26 protein-coding genes are annotated in these 23,717 nt (G+C 67.9%); 14 read left to right on the plus strand and 12 right to left on the minus strand.

The window, feature by feature from the left end:
• The 4 genes from ACFQ36_RS06445 to ACFQ36_RS06460 all read left to right on the plus strand — a co-directional run.
• A partial coding sequence (locus ACFQ36_RS06445) for an HAD-IC family P-type ATPase (RefSeq protein WP_377011787.1) occupies nucleotides 1–1,794 on the plus strand: 1,794 nt, incomplete at its 5' end.
• 331 nt (nucleotides 1,795–2,125) lie between these two features.
• Nucleotides 2,126–3,058 (plus strand): ABC transporter ATP-binding protein, encoded by a 933-nt coding sequence (locus ACFQ36_RS06450; protein ID WP_377011788.1) that lies wholly within the window; start codon nucleotides 2,126–2,128, stop codon nucleotides 3,056–3,058.
• Nucleotides 3,055–3,870, plus strand: a complete 816-nt coding sequence (locus ACFQ36_RS06455) for an ABC transporter permease (RefSeq protein ID WP_377011790.1) — start codon at nucleotides 3,055–3,057, stop codon at nucleotides 3,868–3,870. Before ACFQ36_RS06450 ends, ACFQ36_RS06455 begins: the two co-directional genes overlap by 4 nt.
• Nucleotides 3,871–4,174: 304 nt before the next feature.
• Entirely contained in the window at nucleotides 4,175–4,381 is a 207-nt protein-coding gene (locus tag ACFQ36_RS06460) for a hypothetical protein (protein WP_377011792.1), read from the plus strand.
• Between the two features lie 159 nt (nucleotides 4,382–4,540).
• Here ACFQ36_RS06460 and ACFQ36_RS06465 read toward each other — a convergent pair whose 3' ends face one another.
• From ACFQ36_RS06465 to ACFQ36_RS06475, 3 genes are all read right to left on the minus strand, one after another.
• A complete protein-coding gene (locus ACFQ36_RS06465; RefSeq protein WP_377011794.1) occupies nucleotides 4,541–5,530 on the minus strand; it encodes a family 43 glycosylhydrolase in 990 nt (329 codons plus the stop codon).
• A gap of 852 nt (nucleotides 5,531–6,382) precedes the next feature.
• The gene (locus ACFQ36_RS06470) at nucleotides 6,383–6,817 is read right to left on the minus strand and encodes an Hsp20/alpha crystallin family protein (protein WP_377011796.1); all 435 of its coding nucleotides are present in this window, start codon (nucleotides 6,815–6,817) and stop codon (nucleotides 6,383–6,385) included.
• Nucleotides 6,818–7,259: 442 nt separating this feature from the next.
• Nucleotides 7,260–7,463, minus strand: coding sequence for a cold-shock protein (locus ACFQ36_RS06475; protein ID WP_377011798.1), 204 nt, complete (start codon nucleotides 7,461–7,463; stop codon nucleotides 7,260–7,262).
• Between the two features lie 218 nt (nucleotides 7,464–7,681).
• On the opposite strand from ACFQ36_RS06475, the gene ACFQ36_RS06480 reads away from it, so the two are divergent.
• Nucleotides 7,682–10,243, plus strand: a complete 2,562-nt coding sequence (locus ACFQ36_RS06480) for an AMP-binding protein (protein ID WP_377011799.1) — start codon at nucleotides 7,682–7,684, stop codon at nucleotides 10,241–10,243.
• A 66-nt stretch (nucleotides 10,244–10,309) separates the two neighbouring features.
• Nucleotides 10,310–10,936, plus strand: coding sequence for a dTMP kinase (locus ACFQ36_RS06485; protein ID WP_377011801.1), 627 nt, complete (start codon nucleotides 10,310–10,312; stop codon nucleotides 10,934–10,936).
• Between the two features lie 35 nt (nucleotides 10,937–10,971).
• Here ACFQ36_RS06485 and ACFQ36_RS06490 read toward each other — a convergent pair whose 3' ends face one another.
• Nucleotides 10,972–11,283, minus strand: coding sequence for an antibiotic biosynthesis monooxygenase family protein (locus tag ACFQ36_RS06490; protein ID WP_377011803.1), 312 nt, complete (start codon nucleotides 11,281–11,283; stop codon nucleotides 10,972–10,974).
• Between the two features lie 174 nt (nucleotides 11,284–11,457).
• Here ACFQ36_RS06490 and ACFQ36_RS06495 point away from each other — a divergent pair, with 174 nt between their 5' ends.
• On the plus strand, nucleotides 11,458–12,444 hold the full coding sequence (locus ACFQ36_RS06495; RefSeq protein WP_377011805.1) for a S1C family serine protease: 987 nt from the start codon (nucleotides 11,458–11,460) through the stop codon (nucleotides 12,442–12,444).
• Between the two features lie 9 nt (nucleotides 12,445–12,453).
• On the opposite strand, the gene ACFQ36_RS06500 is transcribed toward ACFQ36_RS06495, so the two are convergent.
• The gene (locus ACFQ36_RS06500; RefSeq protein WP_377011807.1) at nucleotides 12,454–12,939 is read right to left on the minus strand and encodes a pyridoxamine 5'-phosphate oxidase family protein; all 486 of its coding nucleotides are present in this window, start codon (nucleotides 12,937–12,939) and stop codon (nucleotides 12,454–12,456) included.
• A gap of 150 nt (nucleotides 12,940–13,089) precedes the next feature.
• Between ACFQ36_RS06500 and ACFQ36_RS06505 the strand changes: the two genes are divergently transcribed.
• Complete coding sequence (locus ACFQ36_RS06505; RefSeq protein WP_377011808.1) at nucleotides 13,090–13,407, plus strand: hypothetical protein; 318 nt, start codon at nucleotides 13,090–13,092, stop codon at nucleotides 13,405–13,407.
• Here ACFQ36_RS06505 and ACFQ36_RS06510 read toward each other — a convergent pair.
• Both ACFQ36_RS06510 and ACFQ36_RS06515 read right to left on the minus strand, forming a co-directional pair.
• Nucleotides 13,404–14,198 (minus strand): putative protein N(5)-glutamine methyltransferase, encoded by a 795-nt coding sequence (locus ACFQ36_RS06510; RefSeq protein ID WP_377011810.1) that lies wholly within the window; start codon nucleotides 14,196–14,198, stop codon nucleotides 13,404–13,406. The genes ACFQ36_RS06505 and ACFQ36_RS06510 overlap by 4 nt on opposite strands.
• Nucleotides 14,199–14,371: 173 nt before the next feature.
• The gene (locus tag ACFQ36_RS06515) at nucleotides 14,372–15,043 is read right to left on the minus strand and encodes a helix-turn-helix transcriptional regulator (RefSeq protein WP_377011812.1); all 672 of its coding nucleotides are present in this window, start codon (nucleotides 15,041–15,043) and stop codon (nucleotides 14,372–14,374) included.
• Between the two features lie 88 nt (nucleotides 15,044–15,131).
• Here ACFQ36_RS06515 and ACFQ36_RS06520 point away from each other — a divergent pair, with 88 nt between their 5' ends.
• A complete protein-coding gene (locus ACFQ36_RS06520; protein ID WP_377011814.1) occupies nucleotides 15,132–15,566 on the plus strand; it encodes a hypothetical protein in 435 nt (144 codons plus the stop codon).
• Nucleotides 15,567–15,575: 9 nt separating this feature from the next.
• Here ACFQ36_RS06520 and ACFQ36_RS06525 read toward each other — a convergent pair whose 3' ends face one another.
• Genes ACFQ36_RS06525 through ACFQ36_RS06540 form a run of 4 tightly spaced genes read right to left on the minus strand, consistent with a single transcriptional unit; the run spans nucleotide 15,576 to nucleotide 18,713 of the window.
• The gene (locus ACFQ36_RS06525) at nucleotides 15,576–16,001 is read right to left on the minus strand and encodes an SRPBCC domain-containing protein (RefSeq protein ID WP_377011816.1); all 426 of its coding nucleotides are present in this window, start codon (nucleotides 15,999–16,001) and stop codon (nucleotides 15,576–15,578) included.
• Between the two features lie 60 nt (nucleotides 16,002–16,061).
• Nucleotides 16,062–17,570, minus strand: coding sequence for a multicopper oxidase family protein (locus ACFQ36_RS06530; RefSeq protein WP_377011817.1), 1,509 nt, complete (start codon nucleotides 17,568–17,570; stop codon nucleotides 16,062–16,064).
• A 34-nt stretch (nucleotides 17,571–17,604) separates the two neighbouring features.
• Nucleotides 17,605–18,129 (minus strand): hypothetical protein, encoded by a 525-nt coding sequence (locus ACFQ36_RS06535; RefSeq protein ID WP_377011819.1) that lies wholly within the window; start codon nucleotides 18,127–18,129, stop codon nucleotides 17,605–17,607.
• Entirely contained in the window at nucleotides 18,126–18,713 is a 588-nt protein-coding gene (locus tag ACFQ36_RS06540; protein ID WP_377011821.1) for a sigma factor-like helix-turn-helix DNA-binding protein, read from the minus strand. Before ACFQ36_RS06540 ends, ACFQ36_RS06535 begins: the two co-directional genes overlap by 4 nt.
• A gap of 339 nt (nucleotides 18,714–19,052) precedes the next feature.
• Between ACFQ36_RS06540 and ACFQ36_RS06545 the strand changes: the two genes are divergently transcribed.
• A complete protein-coding gene (locus ACFQ36_RS06545) occupies nucleotides 19,053–19,430 on the plus strand; it encodes a DUF3054 domain-containing protein (RefSeq protein ID WP_377011824.1) in 378 nt (125 codons plus the stop codon).
• Between the two features lie 50 nt (nucleotides 19,431–19,480).
• Entirely contained in the window at nucleotides 19,481–19,762 is a 282-nt protein-coding gene (locus ACFQ36_RS06550; protein ID WP_377011826.1) for an Lrp/AsnC family transcriptional regulator, read from the plus strand.
• 78 nt (nucleotides 19,763–19,840) lie between these two features.
• On the opposite strand, the gene trpD is transcribed toward ACFQ36_RS06550, so the two are convergent.
• A complete protein-coding gene (gene trpD / locus ACFQ36_RS06555; protein ID WP_377011828.1) occupies nucleotides 19,841–20,893 on the minus strand; it encodes an anthranilate phosphoribosyltransferase in 1,053 nt (350 codons plus the stop codon).
• 148 nt (nucleotides 20,894–21,041) lie between these two features.
• On the opposite strand from trpD, the gene ACFQ36_RS06560 reads away from it, so the two are divergent.
• The 3 genes from ACFQ36_RS06560 to ACFQ36_RS06570 all read left to right on the plus strand — a co-directional run bounded on the left by ACFQ36_RS06560 (nucleotide 21,042) and on the right by ACFQ36_RS06570 (nucleotide 23,716).
• A complete protein-coding gene (locus tag ACFQ36_RS06560; RefSeq protein WP_377011830.1) occupies nucleotides 21,042–21,680 on the plus strand; it encodes a heme-copper oxidase subunit III in 639 nt (212 codons plus the stop codon).
• An 87-nt stretch (nucleotides 21,681–21,767) separates the two neighbouring features.
• A complete protein-coding gene (locus ACFQ36_RS06565) occupies nucleotides 21,768–22,580 on the plus strand; it encodes a cytochrome c (protein ID WP_377011832.1) in 813 nt (270 codons plus the stop codon).
• 98 nt (nucleotides 22,581–22,678) lie between these two features.
• Nucleotides 22,679–23,716 carry a Rieske 2Fe-2S domain-containing protein gene (locus ACFQ36_RS06570; RefSeq protein WP_377011834.1) on the plus strand — a complete coding sequence of 346 codons (1,038 nt, stop codon included), beginning with the start codon at nucleotides 22,679–22,681 and terminating at the stop codon, nucleotides 23,714–23,716.
• Nucleotide 23,717 lies beyond the last annotated feature (1 nt).

Here is a 23,717-nt window from a genome sequence, read left to right on the forward strand (position 1 = left end):
AGCATCCCGCCGGCGCGGCCATCGTTGCCGCCGCCCGCGAGCGCGGCCTGGACCTGCCCGCCGTACAGCACTTCGGCGCCGTCCCCCGGGCAAGGGATCGAAGCAACCGCCGCCGGCCGGCTGGCGGTGATCGGCAACCGGGCGATGATGGCCTCGGCCGGCGTGGACACCGCGGCGCTCGAAGCGTCCGCCGCGTCCGCCACGGCGGACGGACAGACCGCCCTGTTCATCGCCGTCGACGGCACGGCCGCGGCGCTGGCCACCGTGGCGGACACCGTCCGCCCGGAAGGGGCCGAATCGGTCGCCCAGCTCAAGGCCCTGGGCGCCCAGGTGTGGATGCTCACCGGGGACAACGAGGCCACCGCGGCCGCCGTCGCACGCGCCGTGGGCATCGAGCATGTGATGGCCGAGGTGATGCCGGGTCAGAAGGCCGACCGGATTAGCTCACTTCAGCGCCAGGGACATGTCGTAGCGATGGTCGGCGACGGCATCAACGACGCCCCGGCGCTGGCGAAGGCGGACCTGGGCATCGCCATCGGCACCGGCACCGACATCGCCATTGCCGCCTCGGACATCACCCTGATCGGCGGCGACCTGCATGGCATCGTGTCCGCCATCGCCCTGTCCCGGCGGACCGTGGCCACGATCAAACAGGGCCTGTTCTGGGCCTTCGCCTACAACGCGCTGCTGATCCCGGTCGCGGCCGGGGCCCTGTACTTTGCCGGCGGAATCCTGCTCGATCCCATCCTGGCCTCCGCAGCCATGGCGATGAGCTCGGTCAGTGTCATCACCAACGCGCTGCGCCTGCGCGGCTTCCGCCGCCCGGCCGGCGCGCAGGAAATCCTGCACCCGCCGCTGCGCGCCCGGCTCGGCCAATACGCCTACCTGGCCGGCGTCGGTGCGCTGGCCTTGGTACTGGGGACGGCCTTCACCGTGCTGAGCCGTTCGGACGCCGCCCAGCGCGGCATGAACGGCGTGCTGGCCTGGGCCCAGTCCACCGGCATGCCCATGCGCCCGTCCATGAGCACCATGATGACCGCCGACATCGACCCGGTCGGCAGCGGGAACGCCGGCGTGAAGGTCCAGCTGGAAATCCCCGCCACGGCCCGGCCGGGCGAGCCCGTGCGCGTGCTGGTCAGCCTCACCGACGCGGAAACCGGGGCCGCAGTAGAGGACCTGGGCCGTAGCCACGAGGTATGGATGCACCTGATTGCCACCCGGGCGGACCTCGGCACCTTCGCCCACGTCCACCCCGAACCGACCGGCGAGCCCGGCCGGCTCGCCGTCGACCTGGTCTTCCCGACCCCCGGCAGCTACGAGATCAACACCGAGTTCCGCCGGCAGGGAGCCATGGGCGACATCCACGACGTCCAAAAGATCCATATTGGCGGTACTGCGCCGGCCCCGGCGGTGCTGGCCGAGGAAACGGACCCGCAGGTCGTCGGCGGCGTGCGGGTCAGCCTGGATGGCGCGGTCCGCGCCGGACAAACCAACGACCTGACGTTCTCGCTGGTGGACGCGGCCACCGGACGCCCGCTCGATGACCTGCAGCCGTATCTCGCCGCCGCCGGCCACGTGGTCATCATGGGCGAGGATGGCAGCTTCGCCCATGAGCACGCCGACGTCGAGGACGATGCCGGCAACCCGGTGTTCGCTCTTCCCGGACAGCGGTTCGGTCCGGAGCTGGACGTGCACGCCCACTTCGACATTCCGGGCCTGTACCGGCTGTGGGGCCAGTTCCGCCTCGCCGACGGCCGCGTCATCACGGCCCCCTTCACCGTCCGGGCGTCGTGAGCCCCGCCTGCTGACCCGCGTTATGCCGGCGGGAGAAGCGGAGAAGCCGGCTATCAGAGACGCGGCCCTTTCGCCGCCGGCCTCGGAGTTTCCATCGTCGCCTTCACACTTACCGGGTCTGGTTGGGACTGCCTTCATCAGGGCCGGACCGCCCGGCAAACCCGACAATTTTACCGGTGCGCCGGTGGCAGGCCCCGAACGACCATGAATATGCCGGAGAGGTCAGGGCATGGCCGGTCCATAGCAGCCTCCCCTGAGTCTCCCCTGCGCCCCGGCACCTATGCCACGCCGGCGGCTTTTCGGCGCGGCACCTATTTGAAAGGACAGCAACATGATTGAGGCACGGAACCTGACCAAGAGTTACGGCGCCAAAACTGCCGTCGACGGCATTTCCTTCAGCGTCCACCCCGGCCGGGTTACCGGCTTCCTCGGCCCGAATGGCGCCGGCAAATCGACCACCATGCGCATGGTCCTGGGGCTGGACGCCCCCACCGGCGGCACCGTGACCGTCAACGGCAAACCCTACGCCGCGCACCGGTCGCCGCTGCGCGAGGTGGGGGCGCTGTTGGACGCGAAAGCCGTTCACACCAGCCGCAGTGCCTATAGCCACCTGCTCGCCCTGGCCGCCACCCACGGGATCCCGGCCGGCAGGGTCCGGGACGTCATCGAGATGACCGGCCTCGGCGCCGTGGCGAAGAAGCGCGTCGGCGGCTTCTCCCTGGGCATGGGACAGCGCCTCGGGATCGCGGCGGCCCTGCTGGGCGACCCGCAGACCGTCATCCTCGACGAGCCCATCAACGGCCTGGACCCGGAAGGGGTCTTGTGGGTCCGCCACCTGGCCCGACGGCTGGCCGCCGAAAACAGGACCGTCTTCCTGTCCTCGCACTTGATGAGCGAGATGTCCCAGACCGCCGACCACCTCATCGTGATCGGCCGTGGACGAATCATCGCCGACGCACCCATGAAGGACGTCCTGGAGACAGGTACGAAACGGTGCGTCCATGTCCGCTGTGACCGCCCGCACGACCTGGCCGCGCTGGTGGCAGCCGAAGGCGTAAGCGTGGAGATCGACCCGTCCGGTCTCGTGGAAGTTTCCGGGCTCGACAACCTGAGCATCGCGCGCACGGCGCTCGCGCACCAAGTGCTGATCTATGAACTCATCCCGCAGAAGGCCTCCCTGGAAGAGGCGTACATGGACCTGACCAAAAACGAGGTCGAGTACCGCTCCGCGGTTCCCGCCGGGGAAGGCAAGCGAACATCATGACCGCAATCAGCAGCACCCATGCAGACGTACACGCCGCCGGCTCCGGTGTCACCTTTGGCCGCGTCCTCCATTCGGAATGGATCAAGCTGCGCAGCCTCCGGTCCACGGTCATCCTGCTGGCCTGCACCGCCGCCGCCATGGCTGGCCTCGGGATGCTGGCCGCCTGGGGCGCCACCCTGGCTGCCGGCGAGGGACAGCCCGTGGGCGAACAGGATCTGCACGGGACGATTACCGGAGGGCTGGCCTTCGGCCAGCTGGTCCTGGGGTCCCTGGCCATCCTGCTCATCTCCGCGGAATACGGCACCGGGATGATCCGCTCTACGATGATCACCGTGCCGCGGCGGATCCCCGCCGTGCTGGCCAAAGCCGCAGTCATTGCCCTGGTGTCATACGTTGCCGGCACCGTCTCGGCGTTCGCCACCTACTTCGCCGTCCAACCGGTACTCGGCCCCGACGGCATGGGATTCGTGCTGGATTCCGCCGTGCTCGGCAGCATCCTGTGCACGGGCCTTTACCTGAGCCTGGTCGCACTCATGGGGCTCGCGCTCGGAACCCTGTTGCGCAACAGCGCCGGAAGCATCGTGACCCTGTCCGCGCTGCTGCTGGTCGTTCCGATGGCCCTGAGCATGATCCCCGGCGAACTCTTCGCCAACATCTCGAAGTACCTGCCCTCCAACGCCGGCGCCCAGCTGACCGCCACCCGGATCGCCGACGGTTCCCTCACCCAGCTTCAGGGCGGGCTCGTCATGGCGGTCTGGGCCGTCGTTCCCCTGATCATCGCGCTGGCGGCCATCAAGCGCCGCGACGTGTAAAAACCATGAGCCCACCTCGGGGCGGATGGAGCCTGGCCCCGCAACATCTCGCGCGCGCCGCAGCGGGAAGCCGCTACCGCCATGGCCCTGACCATCGGCCTGGCCATGGTCTGCGCAGTCTCCCTTGTGGCTTCCTCCACCAAGGCGTCGGTCACCGACCTGCTCAACGGCGGCAACGAATCCGACCTGATCCTGAAGTCGGCGAGCGCAGCTACCAGGTGGCCGCAGTCTTCGAGCGCGATGCGCTGGTCGGAGCGGCTACCTGCTGACGCTGGCCGATTATGCCGGCAACGTCCCCTCCCGCATGGACGCGGCCGTCATGGTCAAGGCCGCACCGGGGGTGGCAGCCGACAGGCTCCAGGAGAGCATGGAAGCCGCGCTGGCGGACTACCCGAACGTCACGATCAGCGATCCGACCGAGTTCGCCAAGTCGCAGCAGGCCTCGGTGGACCAGATGCTGGGCCTGGTCACGGCGCTGCTGGCGCTCGCCGCAATCGCCCCCGCAGCCTGACCGCGATGGCAAGGCCTTGGCAGGCTTCCCGGGGCCCGGCCCGCGGGCCCGCGTGTCGAAGGCACCGCCGTCCGGTTCACCGCCGGCACCACGAGCATCGAGGTCGCCGTCGGCGCGAGAAGACCAGTGGACGCCCGCGCGGGTTCGGCGCTCTCGCCCTCAGTGCACTTCGGCGGGTTCGGTCCCGCTTCCTTGGCCGCCAGGATCTGCAGCCTTCGGGGCACCGGGACCGTCAGGGGCAGCGTCCGGGGTGATCTGCGGCCTGCTCTGTCCGGGATGTCCGAAGTCCGGCGTGCCATCGGTGCGCCAGTAGAACGGCTGGGCGCGCAGCTGCCTGCTGTCCCAGCCGCCGCCGCTGATCGGGGAACAATGGTAGATAATCCAGCTACGGCCGTCCGGGGTGTCAACGAATGAGGCATGACCTGGCCCGTAGATGCGGTCATCAACGTACTTGCTGAAGACCGGGTACGGATTCTTCCGCCAGGCGCCCGGATCCATCGGGTCCGGGCCCGTCAGGTCCAGCCTGCCCAGGCAGTAGTCATCGGTGACGCTGTGGCTGGCGGAGTAGACAATGAACATCCTCTCGGCCGTGGGGTGCCGCAGCGCCTGCGGAGCTTCGTTGATGTCCGGCCACGCCGGCATGCCGTGCTTTTCCCAGTCAAACATCGGGGCGGAGATACATACCGGATTGCCTGCAAGCAGCCAGGGGGTCTCCATGCGGTCAATGAACAGCTTCTGAGTGGCATGTCCCTTCTCGCTGCCGGACCAGACAAAATACCATCGGCCCCGCCATTCAAACGGGGTGCCGTCAATGGCGAAGCTGTCCCCGGTGTTCATCCGGCCCCGGTAGCGGTAGGCGCCTTGCGGATCCGGCCCCTGACCCTGCAGGACGTGCATCCGGTGGTCCGCTCCCGGGCCTTCGGCGTAGTAGATGTACCAGCGCCCGTCTATCCGGTGCAGCTCCGGTGCCCAAAGTTCGCGCGCGGCATCGCCGTTCATCCAAACGATGACCGGATTGTCCTTGATCCCCTGAAGCGTCCCGGATCTGTTGACCAGGATTGTCGAATCGTTGTGTTCATGGCAGTAGTAAAAGTCCCCCTGCCAGTAAATAACCCATGGATCTTCCCCGCGATCCAGCAGGAATGTCACAGGTGCTCACCATCATTCATGTGCGATCAGGCTAGGGCGTCAGGAAAACCAGTACGCCTACTGCCCATACTATGCCCGGTGGGGCCTGCCGGTTGGATGCCGTGGCTGCGGCGGCAATGGCTTGAATCTGCCCGCCGGCCAGGAGCCTCCGTTGGCAGTCCAAGAGCCGTACGCGCAGGCAGCCACAGCCAGAACACAACACACTGCCTGATTCCCGATGTCCTGTCTCCCGGATTTGCCGGGGGCCGGTCAGGCCCCGGCATGCTTTCCTGCCTTGTCGCTATGGCATGCCCATCCCCCAACTTGGGATTGCCGTGCCCAACATTGGGCGCTGTTTTCCTCAGTCGGGCCGGTCAGACTTGGCACATCCTGGTTCGCGGCGGCCGCGGCCATGCCCGCCCCTCCAGGTCATCGATGAGGACCAACAGGTTCCGGGTCTGCCCAGACAGGTTCCGGGAACAAGCCGAGGGCCTGAACGATCCTGAAGCCAGGGAGGCCGCAAAAGCAAGGATCCGGGCCGTTCGAACTTTGAGCAGGCAGAGGAATGAGCTGACAGCGTCAATGCCACCGTGGATGGACAAGGACCTCCTTGCCCTTCCCCGGCAGGGCAACGCTCCAGTATGCCGGCGGGATCGATGCCGGAGGCAGTCGGAACGGGACGATGGCCCTTGGGCCGGCTCCGGCCGGCGCCGGTGCCGGCCGGAGCGCGGCGTCTTGCCGGGGTGCGTGCCCGGTCTCAGCCGCTGTTGCCCATGCGGGAGCCATGACGTCGAACCGAACAGGCAAGGGCCCGGCCCGCCAAGCCGCGGCGGACGGACATAGGCGGGACCGGACCCGACGGAAAAACGGAAATCAGCCGCGGGTGATCTGGATCTTCTGCGGCGAGGTTTCGACGGCAGCCTGCGGGACGGGCGCCGTGACCTCGAGGACCCCGTCCTTGTACGTGGCCTTGATGTCCTCGTCCTTGACCCCCTTGGGAAGGGGCACGCTGCGGAAGAAGGAACCGTAGCGGAACTCCGAGCGGTAGCTGCCCTTGTCCTTCTGCTCGGTCTTCTCACGCCGTTCGGCGCGGATGTGCAGTTGCCCCTCGGAGACCGAAACATCCACGTCCTTCTCCGGATCGATGCCTGGCAGCTCGGCGCGCACGGTCAGGACATCGTCCTTGACCTCCTCCTCGACCCGGATCATGGATTTCTCCGATTCGCCTTCGAACAGGCGGCGGAACGGTTCCATCAGTTCAAAGGGCGAACGGCGCTCGAACGGTGACCATCTCAGCAAATCACTCATGGCTCTAACTCCTGTGGTTGGACTGGCAGGTTCCGGACCTTTGTGGGACCGGGGATTTCAGGACTCCCAATGCACGGCGTCCGGCGTGGACCGGCGCTGACCGCACGACGGACGGGAGACCGGCGTCAGTGCCGGAGCAGCCGCATCAGCGAGGCTGGTTCCTTGCGACACGAGAGCATAGTATTCCCGCCGTCCACGGACGGGAAGGACGCCGGCCGGCTAAATGCAGCACCGCCGCCCTGCTCCGCGGAACAGCATGCCGCGAGACCGAAAGCTGGACACAACCCGAGGACGCCCGGGCTGCCGGGATCTCTCCCGGCTTCGGATCCCGGCCGGGGCGGGCCTGCAGGGAGCACTACCGCCCCACCCCGGTCAAGACCGGCTCCGCCCCATCCGCGGCGCCGCCGCTCTCCGGCAGGTCCGGGGAGAACCCCTGGAGGTCCTACAGGGGCCGGATGTTCGCAGCCTGTGGGCCCTTCTGGCCCTGGACGATTTCGAACTCGACCCGCTGGCTTTCTTCCAGCGACTTGTAGCCGCCGCCGACGATGGCCGAGAAGTGGGCGAACACGTCGGGTCCTCCGTCGTCGGGTGCGATGAAACCGAAGCCCTTTTCGGCGTTGAACCATTTAACGATGCCGGTTGCCATGCTGTTGTTCCTCCGTGGCCTGCTTCGCGTGTCCCCGAATGTGCACACCGTTCCCGCCGCCTAGGGACACGCTATGGGCAGGCGCCCCAGACTTCAAGTAGGACCGGAACGATTGTCCGCGGGAGGCATCGGACGAGCCGGACGGCCCGCTGCGGGCAGCGGGAAACCCCGCTTAATACTTTTGGACTTAGGTAAGCCTTTCCTTCTATCCTTCCACAGTGACCATCCAGCTAGACCCCTTGCAGGTATCCTTCGTCGCGGATCTTGCCAGTTACGGCGACAACCCCGCCATCCTCACGGCCGACCGAATGCTGACCTACCGGGAGCTGGCCGCTCGCGTCGCCGCCGTCGCCGGCAGGCTGGGCCCGGTCCGGCGCCTCCTGGCGCTTGCGGCCGCCAACGACCTGGACTCGCTTGTCGCCTACCTGGCAGCCCTGGCCGGCGGCCACCCGCTCATCCTCGTTCCGGCGGACAAACCGGCGGCACTGGAGCGGCTGGTGGCGGCTTACGACCCCGACCTCATTATGCGGTCGGGCGGCGGGGAACCGGTGCTGGAGGAACGGCGGCACGGCACGCGCCACGAACTGCACCCCGAACTGGCGCTTCTGCTGAGTACGTCCGGCTCGACCGGTTCTCCCAAGCTGGTGCGGCTCTCGCAGGAGAACCTGCAGTCCAACGCCGAGGCCATTGCCGAGTACCTGGGCATCGGAGCCGGCGATCGCGCCGCGACGACGCTGCCGATGCACTACTGCTACGGACTGTCGGTGATCAACAGCCACCTGCTGCGCGGAGCGGGCCTGGTGCTCACCGACCTGTCCGTCGTCGACCCGTGCTTCTGGGACCTGTTCCGCAGCCGCGGTGCGACAACGTTCGCGGCCGTGCCGTACACCTTCGAGCTCCTCGACAGGGCCGGGTTTGCCGGGATGGAGTTGCCGAACCTGCGTTACCTGACGCAGGCCGGCGGCCGGCTCGGCCCCGACACGGTGCGCCGCTATGCCGAGCTGGGCCGCCGGCGCGGCTGGGACCTCTTCGTGATGTACGGCCAGACCGAGGCTACGGCCCGGATGGCCTACCTGCCTCCGCAGCTGGCCGCGGCCCATCCGGGGGTCATCGGGATCCCGGTGCCCGGCGGCGCTTTCCGCATCGATCCGGTGCCCGGGCTCGACGACGGCGAACTCATCTATTCGGGCCCGAACGTTATGCTCGGCTACGCCGGGAGCCCCGATGACCTTGCGGCCGGCCGTACCATCGAGGAGCTGCGCACCGGGGACCTCGCCCGCCGGCACCCCAACGGCCTGTACGAGGTGGTGGGGCGGCGCAGCCGGTTCGTCAAGATCGCCGGTCTGCGCATCGACCTCGGGCAGGTCGAGCGGATCCTCGCCGAGCTTGGCGTGCCGGGGGCCAGTGCCGGGTCGGACCAAGGCCTCGTCGTCGCCGTCGAGGGGGACCACGACGCGCGCCTGCTGGGCAAGCTGCTCGCCCAGGACCTGGGGCTGCCCCGGGCGGCCCTGGAGGTATACGCCGTCGAACGCCTCCCCCGCCTGGCCAACGGCAAGCCCGACTACCCCGCCATCCTCGCCCTTGCCGCACCGCAACCGGAGCCGGCGGCGCCCCGGAATACCCCGGCGGAAGGACCCGGTGATGTCCGGGAGATCTTCGCCGAGCAGCTCGAGCATGCCGACGTCGGGGACGAGGACACGTTCGTCTCGCTGGGCGGGGACTCGCTGTCCTACGTTGCAACCTCCGTCCGGCTGGAAAAGGCCCTCGGCAGCCTTCCACCGGACTGGCACCTTAGGCCCGTGCGTGAGCTGGCCCGTCAGCGGGCCAGCCGGCGCGCAGGGCGGTTCTTTTCCATGCTGGAGACCAGCATCGTGCTCAGGGCCGTGGCGATCGTCTTCATCATCGGCACGCATGCGCACCTCTTCCACTGGCCGGGCATGGCGCATGTGCTGATGGCGGTGGCCGGGTACAACTTCGCGCGTTTCCAGCTCGGCGGGGAACGGCTCCCCCGCCTGCGGCGCCAGCTGCGCAGCCTTGGAAGAATAATCGTGCCCAGCGTGGCCTTCATCGCCACGGCCTACCTGCTCACGGACAGATACAGCCTGGCCAACATCGTGCTGCTCAATGCCTTCCTGGGGCCGGAGACGTGGACGACGCAGTGGGACTTCTGGTTCGTCGAGGTGCTCGTCTACGTGCTCGTCGCGATGGCGGCCCTGCTCGCCGTTCCGTGGGCGGACCGTGCCGAGCGGCGTTTTCCGCTCGCCTTCCCCCTCGTCCTGACCGCCGCCGGACTGCTGAGCCGCTTCGAGGTGGTGGACCTTCCGGTGCCGAACCCTGCGCCGGTGCTGTGGCTCTTCGCCCTGGGCTGGGCGGTCGCACGGGCACGCAAGCTGTCCCAGCGGTGCGCCCTGTCGGTCATCGCGGCCCTGACCGTCCCGGGCTTCTTCGGTGATCCGCACCGGGACGCGACCATCCTCGCGGGAATCCTCCTGCTCATATGGCTGCCCGCCGTTCCGGTGCCCGCAGGCCTGCACCACCTCCTGGGACTGCTGGCCGGCTCGTCACTGTACGCCTACCTGACGCATTGGCTGGTCTACCCCGGGCTTGCCCCGGTCAGCCCCGCGCTCGCGGTGGCCGCATCGCTGGCCGCGGGGGCGGCGTACTGGGCGCTGTCCATGTACTTGATGGGAGCGGCGCGCCGCTGGTGGAGACGCCTGCCGGGGATCGTGCGGCCCGCAACCAGTTCACCGGGACAGGCGGATCCGGCGGCGCCGCGGTAGGGTCCGCACCCTGCCTGGGTGGATGGGAAACTGGAGGAGTCAATGCCGGAACCGGGAAGGGACGGGATGCCTGGACAGCGCCGGAAAAGGAGCATCCGTGTCGCACTGGCGGGGATCGACGGCGCCGGCAAGTCTACGGCCGCGGATGACCTGCACCGCAGGCTGGAAAGCCGCGGCAAACGGGCGGTGGTCTGCGGCGTGCCCGGCGGGCGGAAGACCCTGGACAACTGGGCCCGCCGGTTCGGCACCAGCACAGGGCGCATCCTGGGCGTGAAGGGCCTGGACCTGGTCGAGACCTTGGTCCGCGCCGCCGCGATGCTCAGGGCATGCCTGCCGTGGAAGGGGCGGGATGCTCCGGTCATCCTGGACCGTTCGTTCTACTGCCAGCTGGCCCTGCGCAAGAGCCGCGGACTGCGTGGACGCGGGCTGGCCGGCGTCCTCCATGCCCTGTTCCCGAAGCCGGATCTCGTGGTGTTCTTCGCGATTTCCCCGGAACAGGCCTTCCGGCGGGTCCGGGACCGCGGAGCGGACGTGGAATCCCTGGAATTCCTGCGGGCCTTCGATACCGGGTACCGGGCCCTTGGGGAATTCAAGGACTTCCACATCATCGCGGCCGGACGCTCCCGCACGGAAGTCGTGGATCAGCTTGAAGCCGTGATCTGCCGCGCCGCAGGACAGCTCGGCCAGGAGTAGCCGGACTGACGGCGGCTGCCGGGGCCCGTCCCGTATTAACCGCCGAACCCCCCGCCGAGCACCACCGCCTCGTCCAACGTGTGCGGCTCGAAGCGTTCGATCATGTCCTTGATTGGCGCAAGAGTCTCGGTGAAGGCCTGCGAGGCCCGCCACTGCTCGATCTGTTCGACCGATTCCCAGGGCCCGGTACTGATGAACCGGTTGTGAACATCGCGATCGTGCATCAGCACGGCCTTGCGGCCGGGGAATGCCTCCTCGGTCCGCCGGGCCAGTTCCTGCCAGGCCTTCACGAAGTCATCTTCGTGACCGGGCTTCACCAACCAGATTCCAAGGGAGTAAACCGACATTTGGGGCGTCCTTCCAGTATTGGCCGGGGTGTTGTCCCCCGATTATCTGCCCGCTGTCCGCCGGACGGAAGGTGGCAGCGCCGCCGAGGTTCACTCACGGCGTAGCCGGTGCCGGATTAGCAGTGCACGCCGCCCGGTTGTACATAGACAACCGCCCAGTCCAGGAGGTGTGCGGTGGATGTCCTACCCGGCGCGCAGGCCGCCTTTCCGCGGGATTCCGAAGACCCGCTGGATGCCTACTCACAGACGGTGATCCGGGTCGCCGAAACCGTCACCCCCCATGTGGCTGCCATTGAAATGGCCGCCACGCGCCGCAACGGCCAGGTGCGGGTCGGCGGCGGCTCCGCCGTGGTCTTCACCGAGGACGGGTACCTGCTAACCAATGCGCATGTGGTCGACGGCGCCACCGCCGGCCGCGCGGCCTTCGCCGACGGCACCCGGATGGAAATCGACATCGTCGGCGCCGATCCGCTTTCGGATCTGGCCGTCCTCCGGGGGAGGATGCCGACACCGGCGCCGGCGGCACTGGGGAATGCCGAAACGCTGCGGGTGGGACAGCTGGTGATCGCGGTCGGCAATCCCCTCGGCCTGGCCGGTTCGGTGACCGCCGGCGTCGTCAGCGGGCTCGGACGCTCCATTCCCACCTCTGCGGGGCGGAACCGGCGTGTGATCGAGGACGTCATCCAGACCGATGCGGCGCTGAACCCGGGCAGTTCGGGCGGCGCCCTGGCCGATGCGCACGGCCGGATCGTCGGCATCAACACCGCCGTGGCCGGATTCGGCCTCGGGCTGGCGGTACCGATCAACACCACCACGCGGCGCATCATTTCGGCGCTGCTGACCGACGGGCGCGTGCGGCGGGCCTACCTCGGGCTGGTCAGCACGCCGGTACCGCTGTCCGATCCGGATGCGCTGCGCACCGGGCAGCGGCGGGCGCTGCGCGTGGTCGAAGTCATCGACGACTCCCCTGCCGACAACGCCGGCCTGAGGCCGGGCGACCTGGTGCTCAGTGCCGGCGGCCGGCCCGTCGCCAGTGCCGAAAGCCTGCAGAAGCTGCTGTTCGCCGATGCCATCGGCGCACCCTTCCCGATCACCGTCCTGCGTTCCGGCGCCATGCTCGACATCATCGCCGTGCCTCAGGAGATGACCGACGCCGGCTGAGCGGCCGGCCTAGAGCCCGACCACGTCGTTCTTGCCGACGTCGGGACGTTCGCCGGTCACCTTGGACTTGACAAGCTTGAATATCGTGGCCGCCTTGGGCGAATCCGCCGTCCAGTATTCCGCGCTGTCCGCGTCGATCCGGATCAGGGCAACGGCGGGGTCCTCCTTGCCGTTCTCGAACCAAGGCTCCACGGCGCGGTTCCAGAGCCTGTCGATTTTCGATTGGTCGTGCACGATCTCCGCGCTGCCGGCGATGGACAGGTATCCGCCGCCGGCGTGGACCGAGACATTGACCTGCGGGTGGGCCCGGATTTCCTCGGCCTTCGGCGATGGATCGTGGGTGAAGAACCACAACTCGCCGTCGAAGTCCGCTGCCTGCAAAGCCAGCGGCCGGCTCACCAGCTGGTTCCGGAGGTTCACGGTAGTCAGGATCGCAATATCCGCGTCCTTGAGTATTTTGGCGACTTCCCGGTGTCCGTCATCGTAGTTGGCCATGGTGTTCCTTCCTGCTGCGGAACCGCTAAGCATACTTGCTGTTTATTCCGAGGGACACCCCCTGGCTGGGTGTCGGCGGGCTATTGCGTGGCCGAAGGCCTTGGGTCTACCGTGATCGGCATCATCAAACGCCGCCTCGAAGGAATAGTCATGACCGGGTTTGTGCAGATCATCGAATTCCAGACCTCCCGCATCGAGGAGATTGAAAACCTGGGAAGGCCGTCGCGGACCGAAGGAAGCACGCCGCCCACGTTCCGCCGCATCCTCGCCACCGCCGACCGGGACCGCCCCGGCACCTACTACACCATCGTCGAATTCGACTCCTACGAATCGGCCATGGAAAACTCCAGCCGCCCCGAAACCTCGGAATTCGCCGCGAAATTCGCCGCCCTGTGCGACGCACCGCCTGTCTTCCACAACCTCGACGTGCAGTGGGAAGACAGGGGTGACGCCGTTTCCGAGGCCTAACCCACCGGCAGGGCTCCGACGACGACGGTCGCCTCCAGGTCATCGGAGCCGGCCACCCGCGGAATCAGCCCGGCGCGCCGGAACATGCCGGCCGCCTCCGGAGCCTGGCGCCTGCTGGTCTCGATCAGCAGGCGGCCGCCGGGCCGCAGCCAGGACGGGGCTCCAGCGGCTATCCGCCGCTGGATCTCCAGCCCGTCCGGGCCGCCGTCGAGCGCCGCATGCGGCTCGTATACCCGCGCTTCCGGTGGCATCATGCCGATGTCGCCGGTAGGAACATACGGGGCATTGGCAACGAGGACGTCCACACGGCCGCGCAGCATGTCCGGCAGTGCCCCGTAGAGGTCGCCCTCATAGACCCGGCCGCCGGCCCGGGCAAGGTTTCGGCGTGCGCACCGTGCGGCGGCCGGATCGATGTCGGCGGCATGCAGTTCGAGACCCTCCAGCGAGGCGGCCAGCGCGGCACCGACCGCACCCGAACCACAGCACATGTCGACGACGACGGCGCCCGGCCGCGCGCAGGCGGCAGCCTGGCGGACAAGGAAGGCGGTGCGGCGGCGCGGCACGAAAACCCCAGGCTCTACAAAGATCCGCAGGCCGCAGAATTCCGCCCAGCCCAGGATGTGCTCCAGCGGCCGGCCCGCCACGCGCAGGTCCACCAGGCCGGCGAGTTCGGCCGGCGACCCGGCAGCGGCGATCAGCAGGCGTGCCTCATCCTCGGCAAAGACACAGCCTGCGGCCCGCAGCCTGCCGGCGACGGCGGAGCGGGAACCGGACGGCGGGGACGGTGGCATGCGGGGACCTTTGCTTTGTTGGAACCAGCAATGCTAGCCGGACAAAGGCGCCAGGGACAGGCGTGGCGCTGTGAAAGTACCGGCGCAGCCCCCGCAGGGCACGCCGGCCCGGGCTGCCGCCCGGCCGGATTTCGAAGACCGCATCGCTCTCATGCCGGCATCTTCCGGGTGCGTCAGCCCGCGCCCTCCGGACGCAGCCGGACGCAGCACCGCCCCGGTGCGGGATCCGGCACGGCACCGAAGCGCGGACCGTCCGCCCGGCCCGCCGCAGCGGCCAGAAATCCCAAATTGAGTCCGCAGACCGTTTCCTGGTGGTTGCGCGCCAGCTTGTGGAAGGGGCAGTTGGCCAGGGTGATGGAGCCGTCCGCTTCGCGGTGCGGTTCGAAGCCGTGCCGGACGAGGACCTCCTCCAGTGTCGCCGCGCCGTTCCCCGCGGCGTCCCCCGCCGCCGTGGCGGCCTGCTGCAGGCAGTCCCCTACCGGCCTGCCCGTAAGCATTGCTTGGTCCACCGCAGCCGCCAGGATGTCGGCGGCCAGGTCATAGTGGCGCTCCGGCAGGCTCACGGACAATTCGGCCACGGCGGGTGCATACAGCTTGGCCGGGCGCCCGGAACCGGGGCCGGTCCGCCCGCCCGGGCGCCGGTAGCTGACGGTGAGCAGGCCCTCCCGGGCCAGCCGGTCCAGGTGGAAGGCCGCGGTTCCGCGAACCATGCCCAGTGCGCCGGCGACGTCGTCCCGGCTCACGGGTTCCGGCGCCCGCAGCACGTAGTCGTACACCTCCCGCCGGGAAGGGTCATGCAGTGCCGCCACGGCCGCGAGCCGGTCCGGGATCCTCGGGCTTTTCATCGTGTCCTCGTCTAAAAACAATTTTCATTGACGAAAGAGAGGCCGCTTTCTAAAATCAATAGTACCTGCTTTTAGAAAGGATAGGGCCATGGCCACTCAACAATTGCGCTTGCCGGCTGCTTCCCTCCGGGGGAACCCCTCCCGCCAGGCATTCCTGCTCCTGCGCACTCTCTACACTGTCGCGCCGATCCTCTTCGGCCTGGACAAGTTCGTCAACATCCTCACGGACTGGCCGCACTATCTGGCACCGGTTGCCACCCAGGTCGTCCCGGTGCCGGCCCAGACGTTCATGTACGGCGTGGGTGTGGTGGAGGTTCTCGCCGGGCTGCTGGTGGCCTGGAAGCCGCGGCTCGGTTCGCTCGTCGTCGCGCTCTGGCTCGCGGGCATCATCACCAACCTCCTGCTGGTACCCGGTTTCTACGACGTGGCCCTGCGCGACTTCGGCCTGCTGGTCGGCGCGCTGGCGTTGAACCGGCTCGCCGGCGGGCAGGCGGGGAGCCGGGTCAAGGCAGCGGGCAGCTGAGCTCCTGCCTTATGCGGACGGTGTCCCGCGCTCCGCATGCTGCTTCAAGTCGGAGAGGTGGTACGGCCAGGCCTCGCGGTGGTCCGCCGCGAGTTCCTGGCCGCGGGAGAGCGCGCTGAAGCCGGATTCGGTCAGCAGCACCCGGGTTCCGGAGCCGGCCGCCTCGAATTCCCAGCGGACGGTAGTGGCCCCTTCCCAGTCCGGCTCGGACCAGGCGAACACCAGCCGGCGGCCGCTGATCACGTCCTTGACAGTTCCCACCGCGGCGTACTGGACGCCGTCCACCTCCCATTGTTCGCGCAGGAGCGAGCCGATCACGGGCCAGAAGTCCAGCTCCGGCCACCACTGGCCCCGCTCGTGGGCGAAGGCGGTCCACACCCGCTCCACCGGGACGCTGATGCTGGTTTCCAGTTGGATCTGGTCGACGGGTTCCATGACCCCTTTATGCCACAGCCGGATACCGGCCACAATGCCGGCGGAATGACTCGGGAGGCTTTAGTGCCCGTGCGCGGTTCCGGCGGCCGGGACGCCGCCGGCCCGGCCGGGCGGGACCACCGTAAACTGCCCCATCATCCCTTCATCCTCGTGCCACAGCAAATGGCAGTGGTACATATACGGCGTGGCCGCGTCCGCGTAACGGCCGAACGGAACCGCCAGCCGTGCCGTGGTGCGCACCGGCAGGAAGACTGTGTCCTTGAGGCCCGCCAGTTCCGGCGGCGGGGCGGCACCGTCGACGTCCAGGATCCGGAAGCGCACGTCGTGGATGTGGAAGTTGTGCGGCTGGTTGTGGGTGTTGGAGACGGTCCAGATCTCCGTGGTGCCGGCACCGACCACTGTGTCTATGCGGTTGTGGTCCATTTGCCGGCCGTTGATGTGCCGGCCGTTGAGGACAAAGCTGCGGCTGGCGGCGATCTTGGCCAAATCGGGCGCACCCAGGCGCGAAAGCGCCGCCGGCAGCTGCGCCGACGGGGCCAGCCTCGCCGCGGCACGGAACTGCAGGACGGACAGCTGATCGTTGCCGCCCGCGCCGTTGTCCAGCGCCGTCGTCATGCCCAGTTCCTGTGGAAAGGAACGCAGCTCGGCCCTTTCACCGGGTGCGAACCGCACGACCACTTCCGCCCGCTCCCCCGGCGAAAGCAGCACGCGCCGGGCGGACACCGGCGAAGCCAGCAGGCCGCCGTCGGAAGCGACCACCGCGAACGTGCGGTCGTCGTCGAACCCGAAATTGTAGGTTCGGGCGCTGGAGGCATTGAGCAGGCGCAGCCGGACTGCTTCCGTGGAAACCGCCAGGTGGGGGTTCCAGGTGCCGTTGACCAGGACGGTGTTCCCGGTCAGTCCGGTGAGGGCGCGCGGCCCCGCGGCGAAGGAACCGTCCTCCGCGAAATTGCGGTCCTGGACAATGACGGGTATATCGTCCCGACCGTAGGCACGCGGCAGCCCGGCCGGGGATCCGTCCGGATCCTCGACCAGGAACATCCCCGCCAGCCCGCGGTTGACCTGCTGCTCGGTCGCCCCATGCGGATGCGGGTGGTACCAGAGGGTCGCCGCCGGCTGGTCCAGCGTCCATTCCGGCGTCCAGGTCTGCCCCGGGGCTACCGGCTGGTGCGGGCCGCCGTCCATCGCGGCGGGCAGGTGCATACCGTGCCAGTGCACAGAGGTGGTCTCCGGCAGCCGGTTGACGACGGCGATGCGCACCTTTTCGCCGCGGGCCGCCCGGAGGGTTGGGCCGAGGTAACTGCCGTTGAAGCCCCAGGTCGGCGTGGATTTGTCCGGCAGGAACTGCGTGGAGCCCTCGGCCGTGGCGAGCTCGAAGACCGTGGCGCCGTCGGCAGCCCGATGTGGGGGCGCCAGCGGCGGTACCCGCAGCGGATTGGCGAAGTCCAGTGTGCCCACGGTGCTGAAGGCGTCCCGCGTACTGCCGTCGCGGCAGCCTGCCAGCAGCAGGGCGGACCCGGCGGCCGCGAGCCCGGCCCTGAGCACGCTGCGGCGGGAGATCGGAGGCACCCGTCCATCGTATGCCCGCGGGGAGCCCGGGAGCTCAGCGGACCAGCACGGCGATGCCGGTGGCTGCAGCTGCCCAGAGCACGCTGGCGAAGGTGCCCAGAATGAACCGTTCGGCCGCCCCGGCCTGGCCGAGCTCGTTGTACCTGCCCAGGCCCTTGACCGCAAGGACGACGGCGAGGCCCTCGGGCCAGCCTGCCAGCAGCGTGGCAGCGATGGAGGTGCGCTCCAGCACCCCGATCCATGCCCCGCCGCGCAGCACCGGGGCATCTTCCGGATCGGCCGAATTCTCCGGGTGGGAGGCGTTGAAGGACAGCCGGAGGATGGTCACCGTGGGCGGACCGCCGCCGATGGCCGCCGCCGCGACAGCATAGGCATAGACTCCTGCACCCAGGCCGCCTTCGCCCAGGCTCCCGGCCAGCCCGGCGCCCCCGAGCAGGAGGAGCGAAACGGTGCTGGCCGCATACAAATAGCGGTGTCCGGAGCCTTGGAACCGGTGGAAGTACATGGGCGCGGCCACGGCCGCGGCGGCGCAGAGCAGAACAACGGCGGCCAGACTCACGTATCCGCTCCTTCCAACAGGGATGTAGCGACCTCGGCCGCACGTTGGCATTCATGCCACAGTCCGCTGTGCAGCCGGCTTGAGACCGCCTGCTGGCTGATGCCCAGACGGTCAGCAACTTCCCGCTGGGTCAGCCCCTCGTCAACCAGTAAACCCGCTTCTGCCGACAGTTTGCTGCGTTTGCGTGCCACCGAGGAGACCAGTTGCAGCACCGCCTCCGCCTGCCCCGCCAGCGGGCTGGCGCCGGATACGGCAATGTTCCCCGGGGCTGCCTTCGCTGCCGTCACCGCCGCCCGGGCCCGCTCGAACGCCTCGCCGGCACCGGCGCGTGTGTTGGCAGGCAGCGGCTCCCTGATGCCGCCGATGCCGATGCCCACGCTCCACTGCCCGCCGGAGGCCAGTTCGAGGGCGATGCCTGACGCTATGGCCGCGCTGTCCGTCACTCCCTGCATCTCGTCCCCGGCGGTCCGGTCGAAGGCGAGCCGCAGCGGCCGGCGCGGGTCCCGGTTCAATGCCGCCATGGCGGATTCAACCAGGTCCTCGCGCGAACGCGACCTGCGCTGGTCGACGGTCAGGACGAACAATACAGCCTCCCAAGCTTGTGTCTGCCGAAACAAATATCTAGGGTTGTATGCGAGCATGCAAGCCGACGCGCGGCCAGCGCCCACCAGCCTTCCTCCCCCCGGCGGTTAGCGCCCAACAGCCTCCCCGTTCCCGGCCTCCCCCCACACACACGCTCCGCGTGCGGGGACCCGTGGCCGCTCTCTTGCCCGCTTCGCTCAGGGCGGGACCCCCGGCGGTTAGCGCCCAACAGCCTCCCACCCCTCGCTTCGCTCGGGGCGGGACCCCCGGCGGTTAGCGCCCAACAGCCTCCCACCCCTCGCTTCGCTCGGGGCGGGTCCCCCGGCGGTTAGGCTGGGAGGGTGAAAAGATTTGCCATTCCTGCGCTCATCGGCGACCTTGCCGCCGTCGTGGTTTTCGCCGCGCTCGGCCGCGAGACACACGAGCACGGGCTCGATCCGGCCGGGGTGCTCCTGACCGCGGCGCCTTTCCTCGCCGGGACCCTGATCGGCTGGCTGCTCTCCCGCGCCTGGCGCCGGCCGCTGGCCGCCTGGCCCATCGGCGTCGTGATCTGGCTGTGCGCCGTGGTGTTCGGGCTGCTGCTGCGCGGGGCGGCCGGCGGCGGACTGGCCCTGCCGTTCCAGATAGTCACATTGATCACGTTGTGCGTCTTCCTGGTGGGTTGGCGCCTGGTGGCCGCGCTCGTCACGAAACTGCGCAGAGTCGGCGCTGTGCCATAACCTCGAAGTAACCCCGACAAAATGTTGGAAAGTGTTGAAAGGCAGCGACAGTGGTAACAGCGTTCGTATTCATCAAGACCGATGCCGCGCGGATTCCCGAATGCGCCGAAGAAATTTCGGAGCTGTCCGGGATCGCGGAAGTCTACTCTGTCACCGGCGAATGGGATCTGATCGCGGTAGCGCGGGTGGCCCGGCATGACGACCTGGCCGAGGTGATCGCCGACAAGCTCTCCAAGGTCCCCGGTGTCAGGCAGACCACGACGCACATGGCCTTCCGCGCCTACTCCCGGCATGATCTGGACGCGGCCTTCTCGCTTGGCTTCGAACACTGACCGGCGCCGCCGGCAGCACGGGGCGGGCCCGGAGGACATCCTCCGGGCCCGCCCCGTTTTAATGCTGCAGCAGCCGCGCTACTGGGTTGCGGCGACCCAGCGGTCCAGCGCGGCGGCGGCCGCTCCGGTGTCGATGGAGTCGGTGGCCCGGCGCAGCGCGGCGGCCAACCGGTCCTCGAGCGTGCCCTCGGCCTCCGGATCCAAGGCCACGAGTGCGGCGGCGGCATTGAGCACGACGGCGTCCCGGACCGGGCCCTTCTCGCCGGCCAGCACCCGGCGCACCACCTCGGCGTTAGCCTTGGCATCGCCGCCGCGCAGGTCCTCCAGGGTTGCCCTCGGGATGCCCAGGTCGAGCGGGTCCAGCTTGGTCTCGGTCACCTTGCCCTCGCGGACCTCCCAGACGGCGGAAGGACCGGTGGTGCTGAGTTCATCCAGCCCGTCCCCGCCCCGGAAGACCAGGGCGCGGATGCCGCGCACCGCCAGCACGCCGGCAACGAGCGGGGCCAGCCGGGCGTCGGCGACGCCGATGGCGGCGGCAGTGGGATGCGCCGGATTGGTCAGGGGCCCCATGAAATTGAAGACGGTGGCAACCCCGAGGTCGCGCCGCGGAACCGCAGTAAAACGGAACGACGGGTGGAAGACTTGGGCGAAGCAGAAGGTGATGCCTGCCTCCACTGCAGTCCGGGCCACCCGGTCCACCGGCAGGTCCAACCGGACGCCGAGCGCCTCGATGACGTCGGCCGAACCGGATGACGACGATGCGGCGCGGTTGCCGTGCTTAACGATGCGCGCGCCGGCCCCGGCACATACCAGGGCTGCCATCGACGAAATGTTCACCGTGTTGTGACGGTCCCCGCCGGTGCCGACAATATCCAGCTTCTCGCCGGGAATCTCGATGGGCCGGGCGTTCTCGACCATCGCCTCGACCAGGCCGGTCAGTTCCTCCACGGTTTCGCCCTTGGCCCGCAACGCAACGAGGAAACCGGCGATCTGCGAATCGGTGGCGTCGCCGGCCATGATGGTGTTCATCGCCCAGTGCGTCTGCTCGGCGGTCAGGTCCTCGCCCGCGATCAAGGCGGAGATCAGAACGGGCCAAGTGGGAGTGCTGCGAGAGTCAGTTTCGATGGTCACCGTACTAGATTATCTACAAATCGTAGAACGACGCCGAATATTAATTTCTTCCGATTGCCGCGGATTCACGCGGTTCGGGAACCTTCACGGCTCGCCGAGCGTTCCGCTACATTGGTGAACAAGGATCAAATACAGACATAATGGCCTTGTGACAACTGCAACCCATGCCCCCAGCACCCCGGCGCATCCAATCCTGAACCGCCCGAATCTGGTTTCCGTAGGAACCGTCGTGTGGCTGTCCAGCGAGTTGATGTTCTTCGCCGGCCTTTTCGCAATGTATTTCACCCTACGGGCCACTTCGGGCGAGCTCTGGGCCGCCGAGTCCGCCAAGCTTGACGTCCCGTTCGCCCTGATCAACACGATCGTCCTGGTGTCCAGCTCCTTCACCTGCCAGTTCGGCGTCTTTGCCGCCGAGCGCCTCCAGCCGCACCGCACCGGCGGGGTGTTCAACCTCGCGCGCTGGGGCATGGTCGAGTGGTTCCTGCTGACCTTCCTGCTTGGTGCCATCTTCGTGTCCGTGCAGGCCTACGAGTACACGCACCTCGTCTCCGAGGGCGTGACGCTGGCCTCGAACGCCTACGGTTCCGCCTTCTACATCACCACCGGCTTTCACGGCCTGCACGTGACCGGCGGCCTGATCGCGTTCCTGCTGATCATCGGCCGGGCCTACGTCGCCAAGAAGTTCGGGCACTTCGAGGCGACCTCTGCGATCGTGACCTCCTACTACTGGCACTTTGTGGACGTAGTCTGGATCGCCCTCTTCATCATCATCTACTTCCTGAAGTAAGCCCGATTTGACTCTTCTTCTACAAGGGGAAGAATTTCAGGAAGCTGCATTCGACGCACACGCACCACAAAGTAAGGAACCACTACAGTGAAGGCACTTTCCCAAAGGCGACGACACCCGCTGGCGGCCATTGCCCTGCTGCTCTTGGGACTGCTGGTTACCGGCGGCCTCTATGCAGTGGCGGGCAGCGTCAACGAGGCCAAGGCGCAGACCACCACGTACAGCGCGAAGGACATTGAAGAGGGCGAGAAGCTCTTCGTCGCTAACTGCGCCACGTGCCACGGGCTCGGCGCCGTCGGTGCCCCGAAGGGCGCCCACGGGAACCAGGCAGGGCCTTCGCTGATTGGTGTCGGCGCAGCCGCCGTCGACTTCCAGGTCGGCACCGGACGCATGCCGATGCAGATGTCCGGCCCGCAGGCGCAGGTCAAGCCCGTGCAGTTCAACGAGGAACAGACCGATCAGCTGGCAGCCTATGTTGCCTCCCTCGGCGCCGGTCCGGCCATTCCCAGCGAGGAAATGCTGGACACCACCCAGGGCAACGCCGCCAAGGGTGGGGAACTGTTCCGCACCAACTGCGCCATGTGCCACAACGCCGCAGCCGCCGGCGGTGCGCTGACCCGCGGCAAGTTTGCCCCGTCGCTGGAGGGCGTGACCGGGGAGCATATCTACGAGGCCATGGTCACAGGCCCGCAGAACATGCCGGTATTCAGCGATGCCAACATCTCCCCCGAGGGCAAGCGGGACATCATCACCTTCCTGAAGACCATCGAGGCGCAGGGCTCCCCGGGCGGTGCCGCCCTTGGCTCCCTGGGGCCGGTGGCCGAGGGTCTGTTCATGTGGACCGCGGGCCTGGGGGTCATCATCGCGCTCACGATCTGGCTGACCCAGCGGTCTTCCTAACGTCGTCTTCCCGGCGGCCCGCACCGGGCCGCCGGGAAACCAATGAAACAGCACATACGCACTTTTTTAGAGTCACATAGAGAAGGATGAGAGGGATCATGGGCGACCATAGTCACGGCGACCCGAACACCTCGGGCACCGTTGCTACGGCTGGCCAGGGCCAAGTGGAGAAGTTTCAGGATCCTGGACTGCCTCCGCACCGCCCGCGCCTTGCCGACAAGGATCCCCGGGCCGAAAAGCGGGCCGAGCGGCAGGTTGCGATTCTCTTCGCAATCTCCGCGATCGGCACCCTGCTTTTCTTCGTCGGGTACTTTGCCATCCGTTTGGATGAAACCACCGCGATTTCCACGCTGCGACTGCAGAACCTGATGCTCGGCCTGGGTACCGCCTTTGCCATGCTCGGCATCGGCGTCGGCATCGTCCACTGGGCGAAGACCCTGATGCCGGACCACGAGGTCGCCGAAGAGCGCCACGAAATCCGCCCGGAAGAGGATCGCCGGGTCGCCGAGAAGATGATCGGCGAAATCCTGGACGAATCCGGCATCAAGCGCCGGCCGCTGATCCGCAACACCCTCATCGGTGCCGGCGTGCTGGCCATCCTGCCGGCCATCGGGATCTTCCGCGATCTGTCCAAGAACATCAACCCCGACATCCTGCGCCACACCATGTGGGACAAGGGTGTCCGCCTGACCCGCGACCCCGAGGGTACGCCGATCAAGGCTTCGGACGTGACCATCGGCTCCGCCTTCCATGTCATCCCCGAGGGCCTGAACGAGCTGCACGAAGGCAAGCTGAACGAGAAGGCCAAGTCCGTTGTCCTGCTCATGCGCCTGAACCCGGCGGACCTGCACGTCTCCCCCGGACGCGAGAACTGGAACTACAACGGCATCGTTGCCTACTCCAAGATCTGCACGCACGTCGGCTGCCCTGTCGCCCTGTACGAGCAGCAGACGCACCATCTGCTCTGCCCCTGCCACCAGTCCACCTTCGACCTGACCCAGGAATGCAAGGTCATCTTCGGCCCGGCCGCCCACCCGCTGCCGCAGCTGCCGATCACCGTGGACAGCGAAGGCTACCTGGTTGCCCAGAGCGATTTCCACTCACCTGTCGGCCCGAGCTTCTGGGAGCGTGGCTAAG

The sequence above is a fragment of the Arthrobacter sp. GCM10027362 genome (assembly GCF_042679445.1).
Classification (GTDB): Bacteria; Actinomycetota; Actinomycetes; order Actinomycetales; family Micrococcaceae; genus Crystallibacter.

Bases quoted from the DNA above. Each gene is read 5' to 3' on its own strand.
- ACFQ36_RS06460 (WP_377011792.1), top strand. From the start codon at position 4,175: ATGGACGCGGCCGTCATGGTCAAGGCCGCACCGGGGGTGGCAGCCGAC.
- ACFQ36_RS06570 (WP_377011834.1), top strand. From the start codon at position 22,679: ATGGGCGACCATAGTCACGGCGACCCGAACACCTCGGGCACCGTTGCT.
- ACFQ36_RS06475 (WP_377011798.1), bottom strand. From the start codon at position 7,463: ATGGCAACCGGCATCGTTAAATGGTTCAACGCCGAAAAGGGCTTCGGT.
- ACFQ36_RS06505 (WP_377011808.1), top strand. From the start codon at position 13,090: ATGACCGGGTTTGTGCAGATCATCGAATTCCAGACCTCCCGCATCGAG.
- ACFQ36_RS06455 (WP_377011790.1), top strand. From the start codon at position 3,055: ATGACCGCAATCAGCAGCACCCATGCAGACGTACACGCCGCCGGCTCC.
- ACFQ36_RS06450 (WP_377011788.1), top strand. From the start codon at position 2,126: ATGATTGAGGCACGGAACCTGACCAAGAGTTACGGCGCCAAAACTGCC.
- ACFQ36_RS06510 (WP_377011810.1), bottom strand. From the start codon at position 14,198: ATGCCACCGTCCCCGCCGTCCGGTTCCCGCTCCGCCGTCGCCGGCAGG.
- ACFQ36_RS06490 (WP_377011803.1), bottom strand. From the start codon at position 11,283: ATGTCGGTTTACTCCCTTGGAATCTGGTTGGTGAAGCCCGGTCACGAA.
- ACFQ36_RS06525 (WP_377011816.1), bottom strand. From the start codon at position 16,001: ATGGAACCCGTCGACCAGATCCAACTGGAAACCAGCATCAGCGTCCCG.
- ACFQ36_RS06515 (WP_377011812.1), bottom strand. From the start codon at position 15,043: ATGAAAAGCCCGAGGATCCCGGACCGGCTCGCGGCCGTGGCGGCACTG.
- ACFQ36_RS06500 (WP_377011807.1), bottom strand. From the start codon at position 12,939: ATGGCCAACTACGATGACGGACACCGGGAAGTCGCCAAAATACTCAAG.
- ACFQ36_RS06485 (WP_377011801.1), top strand. From the start codon at position 10,310: ATGCCTGGACAGCGCCGGAAAAGGAGCATCCGTGTCGCACTGGCGGGG.
- ACFQ36_RS06520 (WP_377011814.1), top strand. From the start codon at position 15,132: ATGGCCACTCAACAATTGCGCTTGCCGGCTGCTTCCCTCCGGGGGAAC.
- ACFQ36_RS06470 (WP_377011796.1), bottom strand. From the start codon at position 6,817: ATGAGTGATTTGCTGAGATGGTCACCGTTCGAGCGCCGTTCGCCCTTT.